This is a genomic window from Vibrio sp. TMPB1044 (assembly GCF_030442075.1).
Lineage (GTDB): Bacteria > Pseudomonadota > Gammaproteobacteria > Enterobacterales > Vibrionaceae > Vibrio > Vibrio satsumensis.
This window is the reverse complement of record NZ_JAUJED010000025.1, coordinates 222264-247492: the sequence shown is the minus strand read 5'-3', so window position 1 is coordinate 247492 and position 25229 is coordinate 222264. Positions and strand designations below refer to the sequence as shown.

Here is a 25229-nt window from a genome sequence, read left to right as displayed (position 1 = left end):
GCTTTTCATCTGTCTCACCCGTTTCTAAGAATTTTTCCTATTGCGTCTAAGACCCCATCTCATGTGGGTTTTAGCTGCTCTCTGTAGTCTTTCTAATTATTTACGTTATTAGAAATCAGCTCTCTGAATTGTGTTCAAAGGGCTCACTACGGAAAACGCCATGTCACTCAGCCACTTCTCTGAACATTCATTTTTCCCAATGGAAAACACCATCCAAAATTATGCATGGGGGAGTATTTCTTCGATATGTGAACTGTTTGGCTTTAAGAATGAGTCACAAGAGCCGCAAGCGGAAGTTTGGATGGGAGCGCATCCGAAGGGCTGCTCAATGGTCAAGCTGGACCAATATTTAGTACCTCTATCTGAGCTGATTAACAAGAATAAACCCGCTTATCTATCAAGCGATATTGCGCAGGAGTTTGGTGAGCTACCTTTCTTGTTTAAGATCTTGGCAGCAGAAAAAGCGTTATCGGTTCAGGTTCACCCAAACAAGCATCAAGCTGAGTTAGGCTTTGCGAGAGAAGAGCAAGCAAGCATTCCTTTGAACGCAGGACACCGTAATTACAAAGACTCAAACCACAAGCCTGAATTGGTTTACGCGATCACTGAATATCAAGCGATGAATGGCTTTCGAGAATTCGATGAAATATTAGGTCTATTCAGAAAATTGAATTCTGGCGAGCTTGCTGGTTTGGTTGAAGAGTTTGGCAACCACCTTGATTCTCAGGGTTTAAAAGTGTTTTTTCGTGATCTGTTAACTCTAGATGACCAACGTAAACACCGAGCATTAGAGCAACTTCTGACTTACGCAGTCGCACACCAAGACCAAGCTGAGTTTGCTTTGATTACTGATCTTAGCCAGCAATACCCGAACGATATCGGTCTGTTTTGTGTTTTGCTGCTTAACTTGATCACTCTGAAGCCAGGTGAAGCGATGTATTTGAATGCAAACACTCCGCATGCTTACATTAAGGGAACTGGACTCGAGATTATGGCCAATTCAGACAACGTGTTACGTGCCGGTTTAACGCCAAAACACATTGATGTCGCTGAGTTGGTTGCCTGCACTGAGTTCACCCCAATCCCGTTCGAACGCTTGTTGTTAGCGCCCTCAAAACTGGGTCAATGTGATCGCTATGATATCCCAGTTAGTGACTTTGATTTCAATATCTTTCATAGCCCCAAGCAAGAAGAAATCATCACAAGCGGCGCTGAAATTTTAATGGCAATCGATGATGATTTAACGCTAATAAGTCAGAAAGGTGAACACTTAACACTCACCAAAGGCCACTCGGTATTCATTCCAGCCTATATTGGTCATTACGAATTGAGCAGTAACGGCAGAGTGGCTAGGGCGTTTAACTAGGGGAAGCGATGAGCTTGAAGTGCTATCAAGTTTTGTGAATGGATAGTTTGGTTTAAAGAGTTAATACAAAAAAGAACAAGCCAAATTCATATTGGCTTGTTCTTATTATCTATCGATTATTGAATAGAAGGTAAGCTTGTTGCTTCCATATTAATCGACATGCCCCAAGATTGTTCCTCTCGAATGGACTTAATAGATCCTCGGTTTGTAAGCCAAGCAGTTTGAGTGTCACGAGGTCCGTCATTTTCAAATTGTGTTTCACTTTCTACCTTACATGCTGCAAAAGTACCTGCAGGTACAGTGATTTCCTCTTTACCTAGGTAAGTTTCTTGGTAGTTGAAGGTGGATAGAAAGTAAGTTTGCGCATCGATAATGTCGCTTAGTGAGGTCTCTGCAGAAACGGTTCTTAATCCAGGGTACTCTGTTTCACCGAATTCACCGCTGCTCTCGTCATACCAAGAGTCGTATTGTGATGTTAGCGGTGCATTGGTTGAGGTTCCGAAATCTACCATTTGATTGATGATTTTTTGGTTGTCAGCTATTACTGGTGGTAATACGACCTTAGCCGCGCCCCATCCCAATGAGTCATCAGAGTTAAAGCCTTCTTGACCTAGATAGTGATCTTCAGAGCTATATGAATACTCATACCCCATTAAAGCACCTTCCGAATCTTTGATGTCGACACGTGTTTTTTCTAGGCTGCCCGCTAAGTCAGAAATCCAGCTTGGTAGCCCGGTGACTAACGTAACGTCATTCAGCCAAGAGAAAGTGTCACCCAAGTAGGTAAACTCATAAGTTAGGCTCTGTGTTACTGCCTCCGGCTCCCACATAGGTGTGCGTTGCACATCGTAAACCGTGACGTCATTAGCTGTAGCGATGAACTGAGCATCCGGTAGTGAGTCGAGACAGGCTTGCAGGTTGAGAGGGTGCAAAGGCTGTGGTGTTAATGCGTTATCCAAAATGAACTGCTTAGTCGCTTCATCAAAGATATAAACTTCACTGCCAGCTTCTTCAATCTCTTTGTAGGTAATACGCACAAAGCCTTCGACTACAGACAAGTAAGCGGAGTTATCTTCTTTTTGGTAGTTAGACCAAGTAGCTTGTGAGTGGATAGATTCAGGAATCGTCACTTGACGTAATAGCTCGTCATTTATAGACACATCTTTCCATGAACCGAGTTCTGAAAGCTTGGAGAAAGGAGCCTCCCAATCCCATGCTCTCATATAGTAAATCACGGTACCGTTAGGCAATAGTTGAGCGAATATATCGCCATTTTCCGTGCCTGCCATCGGAATTAAATCCGCATGATTATTAGACGCTGTGTCATGACGATCTGATTCATCTTCTGCGATAGTCGATGCCAAGGTGGCAAGCCATGTATCGCTGCCATTCTTAAAGGCGCTAATGCCATTACACATGTTATTGAGTGCGGCATATCGTTCTGGATCGTACTCTGCACACCAATCACCCTTGTAAAAGGTATAAATGTCGTCGTGGATATCTTCCACAGACAATTTGTATGCGGTTGTGTTGTCAGGGAATTTTAAACCTACTGGCATAATGTTAGACCAAACGTTCTCATCATCCGTTTGATCCATAATGGAACGAACATTGAGGCCACTTATATCTAACTGCTTCGCACTAGCGACTTCGTTAAAAATAGAGGTTTTGGATTCTAGGGTTAAGCTTCCATCTTTATTGGGTTTAATGCTGGTTAAGGTATCATCGCTCGCTTCCCAACCGTTTTGACCCAATACCATGTTATTTGTGTCAGGGGTATATTCAAACTCAACAAATTGCTCAGCAAAGTAATCATAAATGTAACTGGTTTCGGTCACTGAGTTATCTGAATCAGACTTCAATGTTCCATAGGCAACCACTAAATCTTTGCCAGTGTCATTATCGCCGCCAAACCAATTGATACCGTCTGTTTTGATAAGCTTCGCGAGGTCGGCTTGCTTAGAGCCTTTATTTGCCTCATTTTCTTTAATTTTATCTTCGAGATTAGAGTCATCAATGGCGATGTGATCGCGATTAATGCTGCCAGCAATGTCGCTTGGATTGAAGTTTTCTCCGGCTGCTTCAATATTTTTTACGACTTCGTCTAGGACTCGAGTAACTTCTTCATTAATCAAGGCCGTGAGCGCTTCTATAGAGATACCAGCTCCCGCTGCGGTTTCTGATAGTGTGTCAGTATTCTCTGCCATGACTGAAGCGGTAACTTGAGCAACGCGGTGTAGGTTTTCAAAAGCCGCTTTTTGTGAATCGGCTAAGTCATTATTGTTTTTGGCTTCGATATAATCTTGTGTTAAATCGAGTGTTGTCCCCAACTTCTCTTGAATAGCTGTTTTAGCTTCTTCTAACGAAGAACCACTCTCGATTTCATTTTGAATCAGAGTCGTCAATGGACTAATAAATGCGGATTTTGGTGGCGCAGTTAAGCGATAGCTCTTGCTTAGAACGACTCCTGGATTATCGGTATCGATGGTTTGTCCGGCAACCACTTCGATCAACAGAGTACTTTGTTCAAGTTGTTCTTGAGTTAGATTATCAATTGTAAATGAACCATCGTCACCCGTTACGGCACTTGGCTCATCCTTATCACAAACTTTATTGCTGTTTAGATCCAAACACGCATTGGCTCCTACCAAATAGCCATCAGCGGCCTTTGCTGTTAAAGACGCTGAAGTTGCTGTTGAACCGCCAGTATCAGTTGTGGAGCTATTTGAACTGTCGCTACCACATCCTGCTATCCCTAGGGCTATTGCCACTGCTAACAGTGAACGTTGACCATTCATGTTAGTTCTCCTATTAAGTTATTGATAAAAATTCACTACTCTGGAATCAATTGGGAGAATGTCATTGATAAATATGACTATTTATAAATTGAACGCCATTGGTGAAAAATGTATCAAAACGGAATCTAGTGGGAATAGCAGGAGTATTTATTCTAGAGACATATCTAATGGATGGAGTTATATATGCGAGTGATATCTCTGGTGAATGTCTAGCGTTTGTAATTGATGTTTCTGTCAATTGTAGATTGGGCTAAGTGATTGTTATTTATAGATGTATATGTATTTTATAGGTATTGGTTGTCTGTATAACCTTTAGAGATGGCCGTAGGTTGACTAATCAGTTGAAACTGAAACAATAAGTCGCATTTATAGAAGTGTGTTGATCTAAAGGAAATTTGATGAGCTCTTATTCTCACGTTCGCAGTTACGCCAGTTTATTCAGTGTCTTATCGTTGGCGCTTGCGTCAACTCCGAGTGTCGCTGATATATCAACAAGGCCCGTCATTGGTGGTGTGTTTAGTTCCAGTGAAGTGTTGAAAAATCAGGTGCTTTCAAGCTTAAGTTACTCTGCCAAATTCACTCGTGATGCAGCACTTTTCACTATTGGTGGCGTTACATTAGACGCGTATATTCTAGTTCTCCCTTTAGATGCTAAAACCAAAGCTCGAGTCATTGGTCAGTTATCCAACCCGACGTACTCAATTCCTTTGGGTTATTTTCTCTATAGTTATTACGACCGCTATTCAGGTTTGGGCAGTGAAGATGTGTTCAAATCTTACTTATCGACGGTTTATGATGAACAGGTGCTAAAAGGCTTTGAACATAGCCTTTATCATGTTGGAGATAAACCAACCTTAGAGCATCACGAGCTAGATACTTCGACTGAAGCAACGGGACATCATGAAGGTATTCGTATCGATGAACAGTTCATTGCCAACATGGTGGTTATCTACGATGCGTTATTCGAAATTGGTGTTTGGCAGGATATGGACACGCTCCCTGCGAATTACACATACTTAACCAATAGCCCTGAAGATCTAGCGATTATCGCTCAGATTCAACCGATCATCGTTGACTTGATCGGTAAAGCAGCATTGGGAATGGATGACGGCGACATGAAGTCTGCAATGTTGGCGATTGCAGAAGATGGTAAACCAGAAAACGCTGATAAGCCGAATAACAAAGCACAAGCTCTTACCATCACTCTCATTGATTTTGTGCGCTTAAACTTGCTTAAAGCTTACCGACAGTTTGTGTTCAAAGAAGAACGTGCAGAAGCGCTCGATGATTGGATGCAACAAGCGTTCAGTGACCAGCCTGATGCGCTAATACAATTCTTAGAATCCCAACAGCACAAACGTTTTGCGGTCCAAGTGACCGTCGATGGTTTACAGCAGGGGTTGATCGAAGGCTTGGTCGATGAAGATTCACCTTTCATTTCGGTTGCTTATCAGAACCATAAAAACCGAGCGCAATATAAACCTCAGTTAGAAAAGGTCATTGAGCCAGAACATCAACAACAGGTGAGGTTCATGGAGGCTCTTTCTGAACAAACCTACCGTGATCCGAATTATCTTCCGTTCTTCAAAAAACTCTATCAAGAGAATCGAAATAATATAAGCCGAGTGGGTATCTCTTCTACTCCGACGATCAGCGTACGTAATCTACCGATCATTAAAACGGGCGCGAAAGTATCGGGGCAAGGTGGCACTGGTATCCCTAATTTCCACTTTGTTGACCGAGAGATCGACCGAGCTTATTACTTCTTCGGCAATGATGCCCTGCAGTTGGATGTGTTGATGGCAAATAACAAGGTGCAGACCATGTTTGATCGCCTTGATTACCTGAAAACGTTGAACTGCAACGCTCAATATGATTGGAATGCTCACACGACTTACGACGGGCTAGTAAACCTAGGCTTGGGTGAGTCACTGCGTGATTATGGTGAGAAACGCTGCGTTAAAGAGCTTCAAGAACGTTCAGAAGTCGAAGTGGTTTTGCAAGAAAAGCGTCAAGCCTTGATTGAAGATATTGAAGCGTATCAGTCTATATCTGGCTTTGATTTTTTCACTAAGTTTTCAAAGAAGGCTCAGGTTAAACAGTCGATCACTCAGTTTGCCGAGTTAGATGGAAAAGGGATGCCGGATTACACCTTGGTTTATAACCCATGGCCGGATCACTTCGCGCACTTTACTGGTCCTTTTAGTGACGAAATTCTGATGCCGACTGGAGAGCTTAACCGACTGGACTATTGGATTCGCCAGATTGAAGCTACCTACCGCAGTGCAGGCGTTTATGATAAAACGCTATGGGGCATGGCAGGAGATCATGGTTTAACACCGGTGTTCTACGCGCTCAATCCCGAAAAGCAGGTATTTGAAGGCTTACAAGCAGAGCTAGAGTATCCAATTGTGGTTGAGAAGATATCTTCAGACGAGGGGGAAGGGCCTAAAATCACCAATGCTCTAAGCTACCCAAGCTCGAAGGAATTGGATGTGGTAGTCGCCTCGACTGCCGGTGGTAACTTCATGATGGACTTCTTTAATTCGGCTCAAGGGTGGCAGGTTCAGCCGGTTTACCAAGAACTCACGCAGTGGTCTCCGATTGCAGCGCCAGCTGGTCAGAATATCGACATCATCAATCAGATAGCGCAACGCTTGCCTGAGAGTCTTGATTATATGGTCGTCAGAGAAAGCACATGTGATCAACAACGTTGCGCTGTTCGTGTGATTGGTAACCGTGATTTAAAACGGGTCGATGAATTGATCACACGTGAAGGTGACAAGCTTTTCTATGAGTCATTGAAAGACAATCGAGCGCCGATTTTGCTCAATACGCAAAGGTTAAATCCATACCTAGCATCACCAAGCGAAGCTGATTTTTCACAACATTCTCAATTGGTAGAAAAGTGTATTAACCGAGCGGTTAAAGCGGATGTGACAACGTGGTGTAGCAGTGCTGAGTGGACTTCATTAACGCAACCAACATCTCGACCAGATTCTGTGAATCAACTGGCTAATATCTACCTTGAAGATAGAGCTGGCACGGTTAACTTGTTCCCTAAAGCGGGAATTGGCTACAACACCAAGGTACCGGGGCGTCATGCTGGTGAGGATTACTTAGAGAAAGATGCTTTCATCGGATTCTGGGGAGCGCCAATTGGCGATAACTCTCAGCAACTGAAAATCGAAGCTAACGGATCTTTAGCGCCAACGCTGTTTGAGTATTTGACCGGAGAATCGGTGGTCGAAGGCGAGAACGGTTGGGGCTTTCCGTCGTTGATTGAGAAATTAGGTATTTCAAGTACGCGCTAAAGTAAGCGCTCTCTACCTACTAGCTATCTGTATTTCCTCTATGGTTAGCGAGGCTGAGAGTTAGCTAGGTTGAGAGCCATCCCCACAAAACCCTCATCGTTGTCATCAACAATTTGATAGCCAAGTGCCTGATAAAAACTGATGGCGCGAGTGTTACTTCTAAAGCTCGACAGAGTGACTTGGTTTCGTTGTTCTTGACGGGCTTTGTTGTGGATGAGTAACATGGCTTTTTTACCAAGAGACTGACCTTGGTATTGAGGGGAAATGATCAGCAGATGAATATGATAGGTGTTTCCGTAAGTCTTAAAGCAGACGAGTCCGACTCTTTCGTTTTTATGGTATATCCAATGAAACCAAGAGGGATGGTAATCGTTTAAAAGTCGCTTACGTTGGAAGTCGTCCTCCCAGCCGAAAACGTTATCTACGTGTATGAAAAGCCCCTGCTTAACAAACGCAAACAGTTCTTCGAATTCGGAACTTGGAACGAGTCGGAGTTGTATATTCTCTTCTTTTATTACCACTCTGCTTGCTTCCTTATTAAACGCCTTTTAATAAGCAAACAGTAACATAATTAAAAAGGTAGTTTTCATCTGTCGTTTGGAAGATTTTGATGCAAAAAAGCCATGCGTAGAGCATGGCTTCTGAATTAAATAACAAGGATGTTCTATGCGTTAGTCGTTGTCTTCTGCTTCGATTTCGCTTGCTATGTACTGGTTATTAACCTTGTAAGCTTCTGCCTCAATACGTTGACCATGTAACGTATCGAAACTTAGACCATCTTCATAGCGAGTATTTTGGTTAACGTAGATAGTTTGATTGCCAGAGAACGTTTGAATAACAAAGCTCAATGCTTCGTCATTGGTGCTCTGAACTTCACCTTCAAAATCAACGTCATTATCATTCCAATCTTGTGAATCATCGTTGTGTTCAAATTCGATTTCGGTAGCAACATTTTCGCCGTTAGCTTTTTTTGTTGTTACTTCAACTTCTGTACCGACCGTTAAGTTCGACTTGTTGCCATCCTCGTAACGAGTATTGTCATTGACAAGAAAGCGACCCTTGTAGCTTAAATCAAATGACGACTGGTCGTTCGCTACCCAAGTAATGATGCCTTCGATTTCTGTGTCATTACTGACTTCGTCAAAGTCTTCGACTTCCACTTCTTTGGCCGTTAGTACAGAGTCTGCCATTGAGCCTGTCACTTCGACCCAAAGACCGTTAGATAACCCATTGCTGCTTTCATCGTTGTCGATGTGGGCAATTGAATAATCAACACTTAGATTAGCCCCAAGTTTGAAAGTCGATTCATTTAAATCGCTTATTAGTCCTTCAACTTCAACGGATTCAGTTAAGTTAGAGTGCTCAAACTTAACAACAGAAAGTACTTTGTAACCTGCATTCGCTGTCGGTAAAGAAGAAACCATAACCCAATCGCCATTTTCAATTTCACGTGACAGATCTGTAAAGGTCAATTCGATGCCATTGACTTTAAATGTGCCATTATTGTGGTTGGTGTCTGAAATAAGACCAACGATGGTCGGCTCAAGACCAACTTGAGTCCCGCCAGTGTGAGTTGAAGCGCTGCGAGCAATAGATGAAATAGAGACCATCATGTTTTTTTCTAGGTCTGCAATTGCCACGTCTTCGCCTGCATAGTTCGCACTGTCTACTTGATAGCTATAGCCATTCACAACAATGGTGTTGCCAGAAACATAGTCAATGGTACCTTGAACTGCTGATGGAGCTTGCGTGTTGTTATCGTTGCTTCCATTGCTATTACTGTCACTACCGCCACAGCCAGTTAGAATTAAACCGACAACTGAAATCAGCGCTAACTTTTTCATCTATATACCCTTTATTTGGTTTATTGAGGGTGTATCTTATAAACTCAAACGTGAAGTACTCGTGAAGAAAGGTGAAATAAATCGATGAAAGTTTTGATCGTTGATGACAGCCACAATGTTGCAGAAACCATTGCCGATTACCTAGAGTTAGAAGGGATGGTGATCGATTGTGCTTATCATGGAGAAGCGGCGTTAAAGTTAGCGTCTGAGAATCATTATGACGTGATTATCATGGACATAATGATGCCTAAATTAGACGGCATCTCCGCTGTTAGAAAGTTAAGAGAAGAGGTGCAGTGCCCTACGCCAATTCTATTTTTAACCGCTAAAGATAGGTTGGATGACAAGATAGCGGCCTTTCAAGCGGGCGGAGATGATTACTTGGTTAAGCCTTTCGCAATGCAAGAGCTCAGTTTAAGGCTCAACGCATTGGCAAGCCGAGGACCACGCCAAGATATCGGAAAGCTCAGTTTTGCCGATATCTCTCTCAACTCGCAGACCGACGAGGTATACCGAGAAGGTAGGCTAATTAAGTTGAGTCGAATCCAGTTAAAAATACTAAAAGTCCTTATGCGACACGCGCCAGCGATTGTTTCAAGAACTGAAGTGATTGATTCCGTTTGGGGGGATGAATCGCCAAGCAGTGATGCACTTCGAAGTCATATCTATGGCCTGCGTAACGCGCTCGATAAAGGGTTTGAACATTCACGATTAGAGACTATTCATGGACAAGGTTACCGACTCAAAGCATAACGGCTCAAATCACGGCGATTACCCGAGTATCTACCGAAAAATCCGTCGCAGCTTTGGTTTGATGACCTTGGTCATGTTTGGCCTTTTCTGGACAGTGATTTATATCGCTGAAAACCAGATGGAAGTGATCAGCCTCCATCACTGGCTAGACACTGAAGCTAATCGTTATACGTCTGAATATCAGTTGCTTGGCGAAGATGCGTTGTTGCCGAATAAAAATGAGTTTTCAACCTATTGGAGCGAAAGTGAACTGCCCAATTGGTTAGCTCGATACAAAGAGCCCGGCTTCTATGAACATCTGTTAGGTACAGAAGATAAACATTTTTACGTATTCGAACACCCGTCAGGCAAAGGGCTGATGTATATCTTGTTTCAAGATGACGCCGACGACTACCTCGACGAGTATGAATGGAGCCTCCACAACTACACCCTCATACTAGGTGGCTTAACCTCCATCTTCATGGTTCTGTATGGGATCTATGTTGTACGCTCGCTGTCGAGGCCACTTAATCAAATAGAAAAGAAAATAGGGCAAATGCACCCTGAGCAGCCAAGTTTTGAAGTTGAGACATCTTACGCTGAAACACGACATATTGAGCAAACGCTTTTAGATTCAAAGAATCACATTTCAGGATTTTTTCAGCGGGAAGAAGAGTTCAATCGATTTGCTTCTCATGAACTTAGAACCCCGATAATGGTGATAAAAGGGTCGGCAGAGCTGCTAACTAAAGTACCCAATCAACCTCCTGTTGCGTTAAAAGCGATTAATCGCTTGCAAGAAGCGAGTGAACAGATGCGAGTGCTGACTGAGATGTTTTTGCTGCTTGGTAAAGAGAGTATCGATGAGCATTATTTCGGTCACTATGACTTGGCAGTCGAAGTTCAGAATCAGTTGCTTGAAATGGCGCCTTTGTTTGCCAAGCAGGATGCGAGTTATGATCTGGATGTCAAAGAGACTGTCACTGTGTATGCGCCAGAGAGCTTTATTACTATTGTATTGAATAACTTAATTAAAAATGCGTTTAGCTACAGTATTGGCGATGTTGGAATTGTGGTGACAGGTTCTCAATTAGTGATCACTAACCGTCATGATGGCAACGAGACTTACAATGCTGGCTATGGTTGTGGCCTAGTGATTGTGCAACGAATTTGTGAGCGAATGGGTTGGAGTTTTGAAACTCAAGATGATGGGCTTCAATTCAGTACTTACTTAGATTTCTCAGTGGATAATTAGGTTGGGTAGCAGGTAGTTTCGATTACAAAAAATTAACCCATTGAGAAGGAGAGTAGTGTGGCTAAGTTAGCCACACTAGCATATGAGTTGTTATACGATCTTAAGTGCGTGATGGCGTGTGAGCTGTTTGTGTAGCGAGTCTTTTAGCTCCATGCGTTCTACTTTGAGGTTGTGCATGCTGTCGTCATCGATAGGGCTGCCAGAGATTTCTAGCTGACGGATGTCGTAGTCGAGTTGGTGGTATTTCTGCATGTCTGCTTTGAATTTTTCGTCGTCGTGGTTGAGCTGAACAATGTCTAATTTAAGATCTGGGAAATCTAAGATAAAGGCATGGTTTTCATTGAGCATTGGCACTTCCTCACTTGTCTAATTAACTTCAGTATAGAGCCTATTTTTGAAGATAAATGTGTTCCTAAACACAAAGCGAGAGCAGGATCAAAAAAGGGCATTAGCGTTCCATTGTGGATGCGCTAATGCCCTTCGTTATTTTAGTAGGAGCAAATACTACTTCGCTTTCTTGCTAGAGCGTTGTTGCTCTTTGTGTGCAAGCTTCTCTTTTTTGCGTTGCTCGATAAGATGAGCAGCTTCGCCACCTACGTGGGTTTCACCACGCGCATTTGATAGCTGAACTTGCTTTTCACGTTCACGGAAACGCGCTTTTTGCTCGTCGCTGTGCTTATCAACACATTTAGGGCAGCTTACGCCTTTCTCGAAGTGCTCAGAGGCTTTGTCTTCGTCAGTGATTGGCAGACGACAAGCGTTACACACATCGTAGCCGCTCTTTTCTAGCTGGTGGTTTACCGCAACACGACCGTCAAATACGTAGCAATCGCCTTCCCACATGCTCTCTTCTTCAGGTACTTCTTCTAGATACTTAAGAATGCCGCCTTCAAGGTGGTAAACCTCATCAAAACCTTGTTCTTTCATGTAGGCTGTTGATTTTTCGCAACGAATACCACCAGTACAGAACATTGCAACTTTCTTGTGCTTCTTAGGATCAAGATTGTCTTCAACGTATTGAGGGAATTCACGGAAGGTTTCTGTGTTTGGGTTTACAGCATTTTTGAATGTGCCGATGTCCACTTCGTAGTCGTTACGAGTATCAACCAGAATCACATCTGGATCAGAAATCAGCGCATTCCATTCGTTTGGTTTCACGTAAGTGCCGACAACGTGGCGTGGGTCGATGCCCTCAACGCCCATGGTTACGATCTCTTTCTTAAGCTTAACCTTGGTACGGTTGAATGGTTGTTCTTCGTTGAACGACTCTTTGTAAACCACATCAGCCAAACGAGAATCTTGTTTGAACCATTTAAGAAGAGCGTCGATAGATTCGCGCTTACCTGCAACGGTGCCGTTGATACCTTCACTCGCAAGTAACAAAGTACCGCGGATTTGGTTGTCTTCTAAAACATCAGTGAGTGGCTGGCGAATTTCTTGGTAATCATCAAGTGCTACGAATTTATACAGAGCACATACAACATATTGAGACATGGTTTTCCCTTTCTGCGAGCTGGAACGTAAATCCAGAGCGGTTGCCTGTTTTGATCAAAACTTAGTATTTCAACTTAGTTCAGTCTGTTGGCTTATTAAAATCAGCCGCAGTATAACTAAGGCGGTACGGGACAAAAACCAACCAAAGGTAGGGCTATTTATCAACAAATGTTATGTGGATTTACTATTTAAGAAACCGAGTTATTTCACCATCTTTCTTGGAAGCGACATTACACAAAAAAGCCCTGCTGTAATAATACAGCAGGGCTTTGGTATCTAGTCTGTGTTACTCAAGCAGCGATTACGCTTGGTTAAGTACTTCCGCTAAGCGTTTCACCGCTTCCGTCAATTCTTCCGGGTTGGCATTAGTGAAGTTTAGGCGCAGTGCGGCTTTGGCTTCATCGGCCTTTGGATAGAATACTGGGCTTGGTACAACCGCCACGCCATTCGATAGTAAGGTTTTCGCTAATTCGAAGGTGTCACACTCTGGGATTTCAACCCAGATGAACATTCCGCCATCCACGGCTTTTAACACGCAATCTGCAGGCAGTTGTTTCTCTAGCTCTGAGAACAGCACTTCATAACGAGATTTGTACAGTGTGCGAATGCTTTCCATGTGTACGTTGAAGTCTTCATGTTTTAGAAGACCAACAAGCAGCGCTTGCATCGGTACACTTGAGTGTAAGTCGGCACCTTGTTTCACTTTGATCAGTGGTTCAAGGTAACTACGTTTGCCTGTTACAGCACCAATACGTAGGCCTGGCGATGCAATCTTAGAGAATGAACGAAGAACGATAGAGTTATCAGGGCAGAATGAAGAGACCAACGGCAGTTCCGTACCTGTGAAACGTAGCTCGCGGTATGGCGCATCTTCAATGAATGCCACGTTGTATTTGATACACAGCTCAGCCACTTTTTGACGAGTTTCTGTTGCCCAGCACACACCGGTTGGGTTGTGAAAATCAGGCACGGCATAGAACATCTTCGGTGATTGCTGTGCAAAGCACGTTTCCAGTTCGTCTAGGTTCGGGCCAAATTCAGTTTGAGACACGGTCGCGATGTTTGCTTGAACTAGGCCAAACACCTGCATCGCACCTAAGTAGCTTGGCGCTTCCATCACAACCACATCACCTGGATCGACATAGGCACGGGCAATCAAATCCAAACCTTGCTGAGAACCGGTACAGATCATAGCTGTGTGAGTCTCTGGCAATTGGTAGCTTTGCGTCAGGTGGTCAAGCAACGGGCCGTAACCTGCGGTCGAACCGTATTGGAAAACTTCAGGCATGTTCGCTAGGTTTTCTAGCGTTGGCTTCATCAAATCGATAGGGAATGTTTTCTCGTCCGGTAAACCACCGGCCAATGAGATGACATTTGGATCACTTGCGGCTGCGAGGATCTCTCGAATGTATGATGATTGAATCTGTTGTAATGACTGTGCGATTTCCATGTGTTGTGTCTCGTCGTTTATCGTTTTTATTCTATCGCTTGATATTACACGGCAATTGTAAAAAGTAGCGTGTCCGTTTATGCTCTTAGACATGTCCATTTATGCTATTTAAACGATGTCACGTCAACACATATCGCGAATCAATGATGTTTTGTTCCATATTCACCAAGACATCAGTCAGCTTTTGTCGGCAAAAGCGCTCTCTGAGATTGCTGCGTATTCAGAGCAACACTTTCATCGCACGTTCAAAAGTGTGGTTGGGGAGTCGTTACATCAATACATTCGACGCACCCGAATGGAGTATGCGGCCAATCAATTGATGTTCGATACCACATCCTCGGTGGTGGAAATCGCCAGTAAGTGTGGTTTTAGTTCGGTGTCTTCGTTTAGCCGCGCGTTTAAAGCGACCTTTAACATGTCGCCAGGTGAGTGGCGTAAGCACGATTTACAAGTAGCAGAGAAACCCTATTTGAAAGATCCCGAAGTGGCGGCGGGCTATTTGAATGTGGCGCAGCGAGTATTACCCGAACCTAAGATCGTTGAAGTGCCTGAACGCATGGCCGCCTATGTTCGACATACAGGCTATAACCGATCCATTCGTAATGCGTGGTTGATATTGAAAGCGTGGGCGAATTCCGAACAGCGTGATTTTTCGAGTCAGTTTGGTTTGCACCACTCTAACCCTGCTTGGGTTGAAATGGATCAGTGTCGTTATGTTGCTTGTATTGCGATTGATGAACCGATTAAGTACCGAAGCGTAGTGAACCAGATGGTGATTCCGGGCGGGTTACACGCCGTGTTTCGACTTAATGGTCGTTATGGTGAGCTGCTACCACAGATCAGTATGGTATTAGAAAAATGGTTACCGGCCTCTGGTTTCAAACAGCGCTCAACTCCAGCCTATGTGCATTATCATCGGAATCACTTTCTTAACACGGATGAAGTGTTTGAGCTTGATTTCTATCTACCTGTGAGCTTTTATTAGTAACCCCGTTTTTGAGGAATAATTATGTATCTCGTTTTGTATTGCCACAATATTGGTATGACCGACTTTTCATTCTTTGAAACAGAAGATTTTGACAAAGAAGAGGGCTATATCGTGCGAGGTAAATGGCCGAATGAGAAAGCGTTTCGTGATTACTTGACCAAGGAGTTTGGGGATATGAGCGAGTTCCAAGTGATTGACCTAATCGCCAAAGGTGCAGAGGCAGAACACTACTCGCCAGAAGAGTTGATGCGCTTAGCTCAATAACATAAGGCTCTGTAGCTCTCGCTTAATAGCATTTATTTCAATAATATATTTCAGCCGAATAAAGAAATGGCAGCCTGATTGGGCTGCCATTTTTCGTTTTAAACTAGAGCACATTGCTCGCAGTATGAGTGAAGCTACTGCGCCACTTCGTCCACCAAGTACAAGATCGATTGATACGGAATGCCACTGTGGTGCGACAAACCGATCTCACAGGTTCGGCTGTTACTGAAGCCGCGAGTGCAGTTTCTCGGCACTTGTTCCTTGAGTGGATGTACTGCCGCTTCATTTAGTTCTGGCGTAGTGAAGCCTTTGTCACCCGCCCAGCCACAACATTGAATATGCTCTGGAACAATCACTTCTTCGGTACAGGCTTTAGCGAGGTTTAGCATCGCACTTTCTAAGCCCATTCGGCGAGAGCTACAAGTGACATGCAGCATTACGGTTTCTTTCAGTGGCTCAAGCGTCAGGTGCTCTAGCAAGTATTGATTCACAAACCCTGTCGGTTCTAGAACTTCTAACGGCTTGGTGAACTGCTCAATACTGCGTTTGGCACATGGACTTGTGTCCATCAAGACTGGGTATTCACCCTGACGACTCGCTTGCCACAACACTTCTTCGAGCTGTTGCGCTTTCGATTGGGCTAGGTCGTTCATCCCTTTACTGTCGTAAGGCATACCACAACATTGGTCGTCTAGTTTTTTTGGCAGGATGACTTCAAAACCAGCTTTGTTGAGCAGAGACATGGTCACTTCAGTAAGAGGACGTTGATCGCCCGCATCGCTCTGTTGCCCCATGGTTCGACTGGCACATGAAGCGAGGTAAACCACCTTTTTATGATTGCTTGAGGATTTTGGCGTCACTGGTGATGAGACTAGCGAGTGGCTATTGGATTGTGGCATCTCATGCATCCAAACGGGTGTCGCACCTTTAGTTATTGAGCGCAAGCCGTTGGTTAGCTTGCCGACAGTATTTGCGCCTAATACTTTGCTCGCCACTTGGTTGGTTTTGAGGCCGGCCTTGGTAAGTTTAGTGGTGGTCGAGAAATGATCCGCTGTCCACTTAGCGATTGGTGTGAATTTCTCATACTTAGCAACACGAAGCTTCTTGACCAAGTCGCCAGTGTTGATGCCCACTGGGCAACGCTCGGCACATAGGCCAGTTGCGGCGCAGGTATCAATACCTTGATATTCGAAGGTTGTTTCTAGTTCGCTTGCTTCTATTTCTTCACCTGCAGCACGGCGGCGTTGTAACTCGCGGTACAGCACGATACGTTGGCGAGGCGATAGGGTTAAGGTACGAGACGGACAAACAGGCTCACAGAAGCCACATTCAATACAGCGGTCGACAAGGTCGTCAGCAACAGGCATTGGCTTCAAATTGGTGATGTGTGAATTTGGATTGTCGTTAATAATAACGCCGGGATTGAGCAGTCTTTCTGGGTCAAACAAGGCTTTGATTTGTTGCATCAAGGCGTAGCCATCTGTGCCCCATTCTAATTCGACATAAGGTGCCATGTTACGGCCAGTGCCATGTTCTGCTTTCAGAGAACCTTGGTATTTGACGGCAACCAGTTCGGCAACGTCATCCATGAAACCGCCGTAGCGATCGATTTCTGTTTGGCTGTCGAAACCTTGAGTAAACACAAAATGCAGGTTGCCTTCGAGGGCATGGCCGAAAATGATCGCTTCGCTGTAGTTGTATTTATCGAACAGCTCTTGCAGCTCTCGAATGCCGTTAGCGAGGTTTTCGACAGGGAAAGCCACGTCTTCGATGATAACGGTTGTGCCGACTTCACGAACCGCACCAACGGCAGGGAACATGCCTTTTCGAATGCCCCATAGTGTTGCGACTGTCTTTGGATCAGAAGTGAAAGGAACCGATTCTACAATCGTGTATTCAGTCAATGCGCCCAAAATTGATTTACATTGTAAATCTAAGTCCTGCTGGGAGCTGGCGTGTGATTCAACCAAAATTGCCGCGGCTTCTAAATCTAAGCTCGGCATAAACGCAGGCATGCCCGGTTTGTCAGCTACTGAACGAAGTGCTCTGCCATCCATCAATTCAACCGCAGCAACCGGTGTTTTTGATAGCGTAGTCACGGCTTTGCTTGCTTGCTCGATGTCGGAAAACACCAGCAGAGCAGAAGCTTTATTCGGGTGTTCAACCACCGTGTTGTAAGTGATCTCGGCGATGAAGCCTAGCGTGCCCTCTGAACCAATCATCAGGTGTTTAATGATTTCGATTGGCTCTTGATAATCGACCAATGCGTTAAGCGCGTAGCCGGTGGTGTTTTTAAGACGGTACTTGTGGCGGATTCTGTCTGCCAGTTCTTGGTTTGAGCTGGTCTGTCTGTGTAAATCAACAATGCCTTCAAATAGCGCTTTGTGTGATTGCTTGAAAGCCTCAACGCTGGCGTTATCCGCTGTATCAAGTAGGGAACCATCACTCAATACGATTTTCATGCTCTCGACAGTACGATAGGAGTTCTGCGCCGTACCACAGCACATGCCGCTTGCGTTGTTCGCAGCGATACCGCCGATTTTACAAGTATTGATTGAAGCCGGATCTGGGCCGATTTTACGTTGGAAAGGGGCGAGGTATTTGTTGGCATCTGCACCAATCACACCGGGCTGCAGAATGATTTGATTACCGTTATCGACGATCTCGTGGCCACGCCAGTCGTCGGTTAGTGTGATGAGTACCGAGTCTGAAACCGCTTGCCCTGAAAGGCTAGTGCCAGCGGCGCGAAAGGTAAAGTGAATGCCCAGTTCGCGACAACTTTGAATGGTGAATATGACTTCGTCTAAGTTCTTGAGCCTTAGAACCATTTTCGGCACCAAGCGATAAAAACTCGCATCGGTGCCGTAAGCCAAGCGCTTTGCCTCTTGTGTGACAATGCGTTCCGTTTCTATTTTTTGAGCCAGTATCGCTTCAAGCTGCTGATAAGCTTGTGCATCTATTACTCGCTCATGGGATGTGTTTGTCTCCATCTTTGCTTCCTTGTGCTTCTTATTTGGCACTGGTTAGGGCGTGTTGACCTTTCGTGGTTAAATTTTGTTTAAGATAAAAGCGTTTTAATCGCGGCGAGGGGGAAGTAGCCTAGTCACTCTAAGCAAATCCCCCTCAACAAAGAGTAAAACGCTTTTAGCTGAACCCTTCGGGCAGCGTTTGCTGGCCATTTCTACTACGTTATCGGCTTCTCATGTAGGCTAGCTACACATCGACGCCTCTGCCTTGTATAAATACCCAGCAACTCGCTGCAAAAATCAGCTCGAAAGATCAACACGCCCTAGTTTTTATTTTATTTTCCAGTGCTTAAACGGTGTCACAACGGCAGTGGAATTGCTGTGACACCGATTGAACTTCAGTCTAAGTAGACCAAAGCATTAGTCCGAATCCGAACCTAAGTCGTTGAGGTTTAATCTAGCCCCACCAGAGAATCACGAGTTAAGTCTTTGATTGTCTTGGCCCCAGTTAGAGTCATGGCAACGCGCATCTCTTTGTCATACAGGTCGAGTAGATTCTCAACGCCTGCTTGTCCTTGTGCTGCTAACGCGTAGACGAATGAACGGCCAAGCAAGGTGCAATCTGCGCCCATCGCCATCATACGAACCACATCTAAGCCGGTGCGAATACCAGAGTCGACCAGAATCTTGGTGTCGCCTTTTACTGCGTCTGCGATCGCAGGCAAGGCTTTAGCACTCGATAGAACACCATCGAGCTGACGACCGCCGTGGTTTGAAACCACGATACCGTCAGCACCAAATCTCACCGCGTCTTTTGCATCTTCTTCATCAAGAATGCCTTTGATGACCATTGGGCCATCCCAGAAATCACGGATCCACTCTAGGTCTTTCCATGAGATCGATGGGTCGAAGTTGTCACCCAACCAACCGATGTAGTCTTCCAGTTTGGTTGGAGAGCCGCGGTAAGTAGAGATGTTGCCTAGATCATGTGGCTTACCTAACAAGCCAACATCAACGGCCCAACTAGGATGACGCATAGATTGGAATACACGACGCATTGCCGCATTTGGGCCACTCATTCCTGAGTGCATGTCACGGTAGCGAGCGCCAGGTACTGGCATATCAACGGTGAAAACCAATGTTGTTATGCCTGCTGCTTTTGCGCGTTCAAGAACGTTCTTCATGAAGCCGCGATCTTTTAGTACGTAAAGTTGGAACCACATTGGGCGTTCAATCTTAGGTGCGACCTCTTCTATTGGACATACCGACACCGTCGACATCGTAAAAGGAATACCTTTGTTGTCCGCGGCTTTTGCTGCTTGCACTTCACCACGTCGCGCGTACATGCCCGTTAGGCCAACTGGTGCTAAGGCAATTGGCATCGCCAGCTTTTCGCCAAACAACTCAGTTTCCAAATTCAGATCTGACATGTCATTGAGGACACGCTGCTTGAGCGCGATCTCTGCAAGATCGGCTGTGTTGCGGCGTAGGGTATGTTCTCCGTAAGAACCGCCGTCAATGTAGTGGAAAAGAAACGGTGGTAATTTTGCTTTTGCTGCGGCGCGGTAATCAGTCGATGCGGATATGATCATAATTTCAGTCCTAAATTCTTGGGATGTTGCTCTTCTATGAGAGCTTGGCTTGGGCTGCTTTAATTCTTGAAAAGTAAGTGTTCTGTCTTTCTTTCGCTTTGAAACAAATAAGCTGTAAAACGATAAAACGATAAAACGATAAAACGATAAAACGATAAAACGATAAAACGATAAAACGGGAAAATGGCGTTAATACCCGAGGGTGTTGATGTGTTTTAGTATCCATTCCGAAACTCATCAACTGTCTTATTAGACGGTGTTGCAGTCGGGGAATTGAGTATTAACGCCAAGTGCTTTTGTAACGACTTATGGTTTACATAAGTGCGTCTGTCATTTTGAAGCCGTAGATAACCACTAGGCCGATGATTCCTGTCATCACCAAGTAGTAGAACGTTGGGATGATTGTCTTACGTAGTGTTGCACCTTCTCGTCCTAACAAACCTACGGTCGCTGATGCGGCTACCACGTTGTGAATCGCAATCATGTTACCTGCTGCTGCACCAACGGCTTGCAGAGCCACAACCACCGCACTAGAGATAGTCAGAGTTTGTGCTACTTCGAACTGGAATTGGCTGAACATCATGTTTGAAACGGTGTTCGAACCTGCAATGAAGGCACCTAGCGCACCAACTGTTGCACTCAGCGCTGGGAATGCGCCGCCGACTAGGTCAGCTGCGAAGTTGGCAGTGGTTACTGGCATACTTGCTAAATCAGCGCCGTTAACACCAGAGTTAATGAAGATACGAACCATTGGGATGGTGAACACCAACACAAAGCCAGCGCCAATCAGAGTCTTGCTTGATTCACCAAAAGCTTTAGCCAGCGGAGCAGCACTGCGAGATTGCATTAGAACCGCAACTAGCGCGACGAATACCAAGATGCCGCCAGGTAGATACAGAGGTTGAATTGCGGTGCTTACGCCTGTCTCGCCAAGGATGTTGCTGAAAGAAAGGCTAACGCTCTTAAGCAGGCCTTTGAACTCAGGGCTCACACGGCTAGCAACCAGAGTCACAGCGAGCAGCACGTAAGGTGCCCATGCCATCGCCATACTCATCTTCTTGTGGCCTTGGTTGTCGTCTAGATCGATTTTCAGAGAACCTAGCCACTCTGCTGGCCATTTGTCTTCGCTTTCAAAATCCCATTTTGATTTTGGAACTAGGAAGCCACGTTTTGCTGCAGTAACCACAATTGCTAGGCCAACCAGACCACCAATCAATGATGGGAATTCTGCGCCTAGGAAGACACCAGTCAGTGCGTAAGGAATAGTGAAAGCAGCACCCGCGAACAGTGCGAACGGTAGGATATCTAAACCTTCTGTCCAGCTTTTGTTCTTACCGAAGAAGCGAGTTAGCATCATCGCCATTAGCACAGGCATCATCACCCCAACAGAAGCATGAATCAGCGCAACGCTTGACGTGATCTGTTGCAGGTAAGCATCCCAAGTAGAACCATGAGCAATCAGGCTTTCACCGATGTTGTGCGTGTCCAAGCCTTTGTTCACACCAACAATGATTGGTGTACCAACCGCGCCGAATGATACTGGCGTAGATTGGATCATCATGCCCATAAGTACCGCAGCAAGCGCTGGGAAGCCGATAGCAACCAGTAGCGGAGCGGCAATTGCAGCAGGTGTACCGAAGCCAGATGCGCCTTCGATGAATGAACCAAAACACCAAGCGATGATGATCGCTTGCACACGACGGTCTGCTGATATGTCAGTAAAGCCGTTACGGATAGTGGTGATAGCTCCGGTGTGTTTCAAAGTGTTTAATAAGAAGATGGCGCCAAACACAATCCAGAGAACCGACACGGTAATGCCGAAGCCTTGGAATACAGAAGCCAGCACGCGAGTGCCAGACATATCCCAAGCAAATAGGGCAATAGCAACGGTTAGTGCAAATGCCACTGGCATCGCTTTTTTCGCTGGCCAGTTCAGGCCAACCAGTAGAATCGCTGCAACAACTATTGGTGAAAAGGCCAATAGAGCTAGTAGAGTTTCACTCATGGGTACTTCCTCGTACTGATTTCAAACGTTCATGTTTGAAGTAAATAACACGTTATGGGTTGTCATCATTCGAATCGCTATTGGCCTCTTAAGCGGGAACCATTTAGGTGCGAATCTTGTAATTGGAATGACTCTTTTGTAATTGTTTTGTTAATTTGGCGTGAATTTACCCCTTTATTTTTTATTGATATAGGGAAATAATGAAAATAATTAATTCCAAAATTGGCATAATCAGATGCGGGCAGATGATTTGATCCTGTTTTCACAGGTAGTAGAGCTGGGTAGTTTTAGTAAGGTGGCAGAGCAAAATAACCTTACAAATTCGGTAGTTAGTAAGAGGATTGCGCGTTTGGAAGAAGAGATTGGCGTGCAATTATTATATCGAACTACGCGTAAATTGACGCTGACCGAAGCAGGCAAGGCAATGTTACACGGAGCCAAAAATGTGAAGCAGGCAGCTCAAGAGGCTATGGACGCAGTTTCAGGCTTTGGGGAAAATGTCAGTGGTCATATCAAAATGTCAGTGCCTACTATCTCCGGGGATTTGATTCTGGCAGACGCTGTTGCCGAGTTTTGTAATATGCACCCAGGTTTAACGGTCGATATGTCTTTGAACAATCGTTTTGTTGATTTGGTTGAGGATGGTTTGGACTTGGTAATTCGTACTGGTTACTTGGAAGACTCCAGCCTTATTGCTCGTCATATATTGGATTCACAATGGGTAGTGTGTGCCTCGCCTTCTTATATCGCCAAGAATGGTAAGCCGATGCTGCCTAAAGACTTGGTGAAGCACAACTGCTTGCAATACGCCTATCAAACAACGGGCGCTAGCGAGTGGCAGTTCTTGCACAGTAAAGATGGCTGTACTGACAACGACAAATACATCGTGCGTGTTTCGGGTTCATTTTCTACCGACAACGCGACGGCATTAAGAAAAGCGGCGCTGGGCGGTCATGGGGTCGCGTACGTACCACGTTGTCTGGTTTATCACGATATTCGTAACGGCCAGCTGGTGGACATCTTTCCAGATTTGGTGGGTAAAAAGCTCGGTATTTATGCGGTGTACCCCTTTACTCGCCAGCCACCAAACAAGATTAAGTTATTGATTGAACACATTAGAACGCGTTACCTGACGATTTCACATTATTTTTAATGTTATGAGTTTCGCCATGTTTTGATGAGTAGAGTCATAGCGTTATAGCATATAAAAGAAGGAGCATGACAACTGCGTCGTATCTGCACACTCTTATAAGTTCATCGCTGAGCTGCAAGACAAGCATGAAGGTGGCGCACCTGTGATGATTCGTATTGATGTTAATGCGGGTCACGGTGCTGGAATGCCATTGAGTAAAGCTATCGATCTTACTGCAGATATCTATGCATTTACTCTGTTCAACATGGGTGTTGAGCCTCTTGATATGCCGTAGGGGTATCTTGAATCATTTAAAATAGATATTTCACGATAACTAGAAAGCCTCAAAATTGATGATAGATTTTGAGGCTTTTCATATATATGAAAACCAGTCAAAACTGCACCATATTTCCCTCATTTTCACACACTGCTTTCCGTGATAGACCCCGCCATTATTGATGAAATGAAAGCGATTTCAAGCTGATATTTCACGCACTTTATGTTCTAAGTTTCTGATATTAAATTAATAGTTTTGGGTATGATTTTTCTAAAAGTTTCATGGCTCTCGACCTAATTTATCAGTGTGAACAGCGACCAACTTTTCAACGCTTTCATTGCTTAATATTTCCCTGTTCGATGAAAACTCAAAAAAATAATAGGGAATTACAATGCAAAAATTTAAGCTTTTGCCAATAACGGTCGCAGTGGCGGCTTCGCTTGCTTCAATCTCTTCTTTTGCTGCAGAAACGGATCTTGCCGCTCTGGAACAACGAATCCAAGAGCTGGAATCTCAAGTTGGTGATATCAAGTATGTTGATGATCAACAACAAGCGGTTCTGACTGCAGAAACCAATGTACCAGACGGTATCGTCTTCTCTGGTTATGCTCGTTACGGCGCTCACTACAAAAGTGGTGATGAGCGTTACGTAGACATAGGTACAACAGGTCGTTCTGTTGGTCGTTTAGGTAACGAAGCTAACGGTGGTGAAGTTCAGTTAGCTAAGCTTTTCCAAGCAGATAACGGCGCTATCTGGGACATCGTATTTATGGCTGACCACTGGGAAGCAGACGCATGGGCTGATGACGGCGGCCTAAGCATGAAAAAAATGTACGCTGGTGTAACCAACGTCTTTGAAAGTCAGCCTGAGCTTTACATGTGGGCTGGTCGTGACTTCCATCAACGTCCACAACAAGGTTTGAACGATTACTTCTGGATGACACACGATGGTCAAGGTGCTGGTTTTAACAACTTCGACTTCGGTGGTGCTAAGTTAGACATGGGCTTTGTTGGCCAAGTTAAAGGTGGTTTGGTTAACGACAACGGTCGATACGCTGTGACCGCAAAACTGCACAGCATCAACGCTGGTATCGGTAACCTAGATCTGTATGCGAACTACGGCTTTGCTTCAGATGAAGCTGATGTAGCAGGTGAGCCAAAAGTTAGTGATGAAACGGCATACCTATTGGGTGCGACCTTAGGCTTGGGTGAGTCTAACAAGTTGGTTGTTAAGTATGGTGACGGTGCTGATTCGTCAGTATATGACCTGAAAGGTGACTACCAGACTTTGTATGCAAGCGTTGAAGGTAGCTATGCAGCGACAGACAACTTCATCATCGATTACTTAGTGTCGTACAAAGACAACTCTGGTTCTGATCTAGACCGCGAGAATACGGAATACGCTGGTATCGTTCGTCCACAATACCAATGGGATGATGTTCACTCTACATGGCTAGAAGCGGGCTACGGCATGGTTGATTACGATGACGACGGTGAAGAGAACGCGTGGAAAGTAACCCTGTCTCAAAACGTTTCTCTAGGTGGTTTACCTTGGAGCCGTCCAATGCTTCGCTTCTACACAACCGTGGGTGATGTAGAAACGAAAGGCAACACAGTGAAGACAACTAATGTTGATACATTGTCGTTCGGCGCAATGTTTGAAGCTTGGTGGTAATCACCGATATAGAAAGCGCAGCTCTTTGAATTCGGCATATTTTCAAAGAGCCATGCTTTCGAATATCCATGCGTTTC

The 25229-nt window shown here is 44.8% G+C and carries 18 protein-coding genes and 1 pseudogene; 9 read left to right on the top strand and 10 right to left on the bottom strand.

The annotated features are described in order from the left end of the window. Window positions 1–160: 160 nt before the first annotated feature. A complete protein-coding gene (gene manA / locus QQ041_RS19115; RefSeq protein ID WP_285954828.1) occupies window positions 161–1366 on the top strand; it encodes a mannose-6-phosphate isomerase, class I in 1206 nt (401 codons plus the stop codon). A 116-nt stretch (window positions 1367–1482) separates the two neighbouring features. On the opposite strand, the gene QQ041_RS19110 is transcribed toward manA, so the two are convergent. Further along, complete coding sequence (locus QQ041_RS19110; RefSeq protein WP_285954827.1) at window positions 1483–4164, bottom strand: hypothetical protein; 2682 nt, start codon at window positions 4162–4164, stop codon at window positions 1483–1485. Window positions 4165–4562: 398 nt separating this feature from the next. Here QQ041_RS19110 and QQ041_RS19105 point away from each other — a divergent pair, with 398 nt between their 5' ends. Then, complete coding sequence (locus QQ041_RS19105) at window positions 4563–7478, top strand: alkaline phosphatase family protein (RefSeq protein ID WP_285954826.1); 2916 nt, start codon at window positions 4563–4565, stop codon at window positions 7476–7478. A gap of 44 nt (window positions 7479–7522) precedes the next feature. On the opposite strand, the gene QQ041_RS19100 is transcribed toward QQ041_RS19105, so the two are convergent. Both QQ041_RS19100 and QQ041_RS19095 read right to left on the bottom strand, forming a co-directional pair. After that, complete coding sequence (locus tag QQ041_RS19100; RefSeq protein ID WP_285954825.1) at window positions 7523–7999, bottom strand: N-acetyltransferase; 477 nt, start codon at window positions 7997–7999, stop codon at window positions 7523–7525. 150 nt (window positions 8000–8149) lie between these two features. Continuing rightward, window positions 8150–9322, bottom strand: coding sequence for a DUF5666 domain-containing protein (locus tag QQ041_RS19095; RefSeq protein WP_285954824.1), 1173 nt, complete (start codon window positions 9320–9322; stop codon window positions 8150–8152). A gap of 84 nt (window positions 9323–9406) precedes the next feature. On the opposite strand from QQ041_RS19095, the gene QQ041_RS19090 reads away from it, so the two are divergent. Both QQ041_RS19090 and QQ041_RS19085 read left to right on the top strand, forming a co-directional pair. Then, window positions 9407–10075, top strand: coding sequence for a response regulator transcription factor (locus QQ041_RS19090; RefSeq protein ID WP_017072378.1), 669 nt, complete (start codon window positions 9407–9409; stop codon window positions 10073–10075). Beyond that, window positions 10047–11309, top strand: a complete 1263-nt coding sequence (locus QQ041_RS19085; RefSeq protein WP_285954823.1) for a HAMP domain-containing sensor histidine kinase — start codon at window positions 10047–10049, stop codon at window positions 11307–11309. Before QQ041_RS19090 ends, QQ041_RS19085 begins: the two co-directional genes overlap by 29 nt. A gap of 90 nt (window positions 11310–11399) precedes the next feature. Here the strand turns inward: QQ041_RS19085 and QQ041_RS19080 are convergent, their stop codons facing one another. From QQ041_RS19080 to QQ041_RS19070, 3 genes are all read right to left on the bottom strand, one after another. Then, window positions 11400–11657, bottom strand: coding sequence for a YdcH family protein (locus QQ041_RS19080; RefSeq protein WP_009846137.1), 258 nt, complete (start codon window positions 11655–11657; stop codon window positions 11400–11402). Window positions 11658–11813: 156 nt separating this feature from the next. Continuing rightward, the gene (locus QQ041_RS19075) at window positions 11814–12803 is read right to left on the bottom strand and encodes a rhodanese-related sulfurtransferase (RefSeq protein ID WP_285954822.1); all 990 of its coding nucleotides are present in this window, start codon (window positions 12801–12803) and stop codon (window positions 11814–11816) included. Window positions 12804–13104: 301 nt separating this feature from the next. Next, window positions 13105–14253, bottom strand: coding sequence for a PLP-dependent aminotransferase family protein (locus QQ041_RS19070; RefSeq protein WP_285954821.1), 1149 nt, complete (start codon window positions 14251–14253; stop codon window positions 13105–13107). Between the two features lie 115 nt (window positions 14254–14368). Between QQ041_RS19070 and QQ041_RS19065 the strand changes: the two genes are divergently transcribed. Together QQ041_RS19065 and QQ041_RS19060 are read left to right on the top strand one after the other, a co-directional pair. After that, window positions 14369–15238, top strand: a complete 870-nt coding sequence (locus QQ041_RS19065; protein WP_285954820.1) for a GyrI-like domain-containing protein — start codon at window positions 14369–14371, stop codon at window positions 15236–15238. Window positions 15239–15262: 24 nt separating this feature from the next. Next, complete coding sequence (locus tag QQ041_RS19060; RefSeq protein ID WP_102299817.1) at window positions 15263–15505, top strand: hypothetical protein; 243 nt, start codon at window positions 15263–15265, stop codon at window positions 15503–15505. A 134-nt stretch (window positions 15506–15639) separates the two neighbouring features. On the opposite strand, the gene QQ041_RS19055 is transcribed toward QQ041_RS19060, so the two are convergent. The 4 genes from QQ041_RS19055 to QQ041_RS19040 form a co-directional block, all read right to left on the bottom strand. Continuing rightward, window positions 15640–18495 carry an FAD-binding and (Fe-S)-binding domain-containing protein gene (locus QQ041_RS19055; protein WP_285954819.1) on the bottom strand — a complete coding sequence of 952 codons (2856 nt, stop codon included), beginning with the start codon at window positions 18493–18495 and terminating at the stop codon, window positions 15640–15642. Window positions 18496–18923: 428 nt separating this feature from the next. After that, window positions 18924–20063: an FMN-dependent L-lactate dehydrogenase LldD gene (lldD, locus tag QQ041_RS19050; RefSeq protein WP_285954818.1), complete on the bottom strand. Its 1140-nt coding sequence runs from the start codon at window positions 20061–20063 to the stop codon at window positions 18924–18926. 34 nt (window positions 20064–20097) lie between these two features. Then, the gene (locus QQ041_RS19045) at window positions 20098–20289 is read right to left on the bottom strand and encodes a hypothetical protein (RefSeq protein WP_285954817.1); all 192 of its coding nucleotides are present in this window, start codon (window positions 20287–20289) and stop codon (window positions 20098–20100) included. An 87-nt stretch (window positions 20290–20376) separates the two neighbouring features. Then, window positions 20377–22068: an L-lactate permease gene (locus QQ041_RS19040; protein WP_285954816.1), complete on the bottom strand. Its 1692-nt coding sequence runs from the start codon at window positions 22066–22068 to the stop codon at window positions 20377–20379. A gap of 235 nt (window positions 22069–22303) precedes the next feature. Here QQ041_RS19040 and QQ041_RS19035 point away from each other — a divergent pair, with 235 nt between their 5' ends. The 3 genes and pseudogenes from QQ041_RS19035 to QQ041_RS19025 all read left to right on the top strand — a co-directional run bounded on the left by QQ041_RS19035 (window position 22304) and on the right by QQ041_RS19025 (window position 25152). After that, window positions 22304–23221, top strand: a complete 918-nt coding sequence (locus QQ041_RS19035) for a LysR family transcriptional regulator (RefSeq protein ID WP_192891465.1) — start codon at window positions 22304–22306, stop codon at window positions 23219–23221. 61 nt (window positions 23222–23282) lie between these two features. After that, window positions 23283–23495 (top strand): annotated as a pseudogene (locus QQ041_RS19030) (prolyl oligopeptidase family serine peptidase); the annotation flags it as partial. A 373-nt stretch (window positions 23496–23868) separates the two neighbouring features. After that, on the top strand, window positions 23869–25152 hold the full coding sequence (locus QQ041_RS19025) for a carbohydrate porin (RefSeq protein ID WP_146492554.1): 1284 nt from the start codon (window positions 23869–23871) through the stop codon (window positions 25150–25152). The last annotated feature ends 77 nt before the right edge of the window (window positions 25153–25229 follow it).

What these genes read in the sequence shown, in the direction of transcription:
- manA (WP_285954828.1), top strand. Translation starts at nt 161, where the DNA reads ATGTCACTCAGCCACTTCTCTGAACATTCATTTTTCCCAATGGAAAAC.
- QQ041_RS19110 (WP_285954827.1), bottom strand. Translation starts at nt 4,164, where the DNA reads ATGAATGGTCAACGTTCACTGTTAGCAGTGGCAATAGCCCTAGGGATA.
- QQ041_RS19105 (WP_285954826.1), top strand. Translation starts at nt 4,563, where the DNA reads ATGAGCTCTTATTCTCACGTTCGCAGTTACGCCAGTTTATTCAGTGTC.
- QQ041_RS19095 (WP_285954824.1), bottom strand. Translation starts at nt 9,322, where the DNA reads ATGAAAAAGTTAGCGCTGATTTCAGTTGTCGGTTTAATTCTAACTGGC.
- QQ041_RS19090 (WP_017072378.1), top strand. Translation starts at nt 9,407, where the DNA reads ATGAAAGTTTTGATCGTTGATGACAGCCACAATGTTGCAGAAACCATT.
- QQ041_RS19085 (WP_285954823.1), top strand. Translation starts at nt 10,047, where the DNA reads ATGGACAAGGTTACCGACTCAAAGCATAACGGCTCAAATCACGGCGAT.
- QQ041_RS19080 (WP_009846137.1), bottom strand. Translation starts at nt 11,657, where the DNA reads ATGCTCAATGAAAACCATGCCTTTATCTTAGATTTCCCAGATCTTAAA.
- QQ041_RS19075 (WP_285954822.1), bottom strand. Translation starts at nt 12,803, where the DNA reads ATGTCTCAATATGTTGTATGTGCTCTGTATAAATTCGTAGCACTTGAT.
- QQ041_RS19070 (WP_285954821.1), bottom strand. Translation starts at nt 14,253, where the DNA reads ATGGAAATCGCACAGTCATTACAACAGATTCAATCATCATACATTCGA.
- QQ041_RS19065 (WP_285954820.1), top strand. Translation starts at nt 14,369, where the DNA reads ATGTCACGTCAACACATATCGCGAATCAATGATGTTTTGTTCCATATT.
- QQ041_RS19060 (WP_102299817.1), top strand. Translation starts at nt 15,263, where the DNA reads ATGTATCTCGTTTTGTATTGCCACAATATTGGTATGACCGACTTTTCA.
- QQ041_RS19055 (WP_285954819.1), bottom strand. Translation starts at nt 18,495, where the DNA reads ATGGAGACAAACACATCCCATGAGCGAGTAATAGATGCACAAGCTTAT.
- lldD (WP_285954818.1), bottom strand. Translation starts at nt 20,063, where the DNA reads ATGATCATATCCGCATCGACTGATTACCGCGCCGCAGCAAAAGCAAAA.
- QQ041_RS19045 (WP_285954817.1), bottom strand. Translation starts at nt 20,289, where the DNA reads ATGGATACTAAAACACATCAACACCCTCGGGTATTAACGCCATTTTCC.
- QQ041_RS19040 (WP_285954816.1), bottom strand. Translation starts at nt 22,068, where the DNA reads ATGAGTGAAACTCTACTAGCTCTATTGGCCTTTTCACCAATAGTTGTT.
- QQ041_RS19035 (WP_192891465.1), top strand. Translation starts at nt 22,304, where the DNA reads ATGCGGGCAGATGATTTGATCCTGTTTTCACAGGTAGTAGAGCTGGGT.
- QQ041_RS19025 (WP_146492554.1), top strand. Translation starts at nt 23,869, where the DNA reads ATGCAAAAATTTAAGCTTTTGCCAATAACGGTCGCAGTGGCGGCTTCG.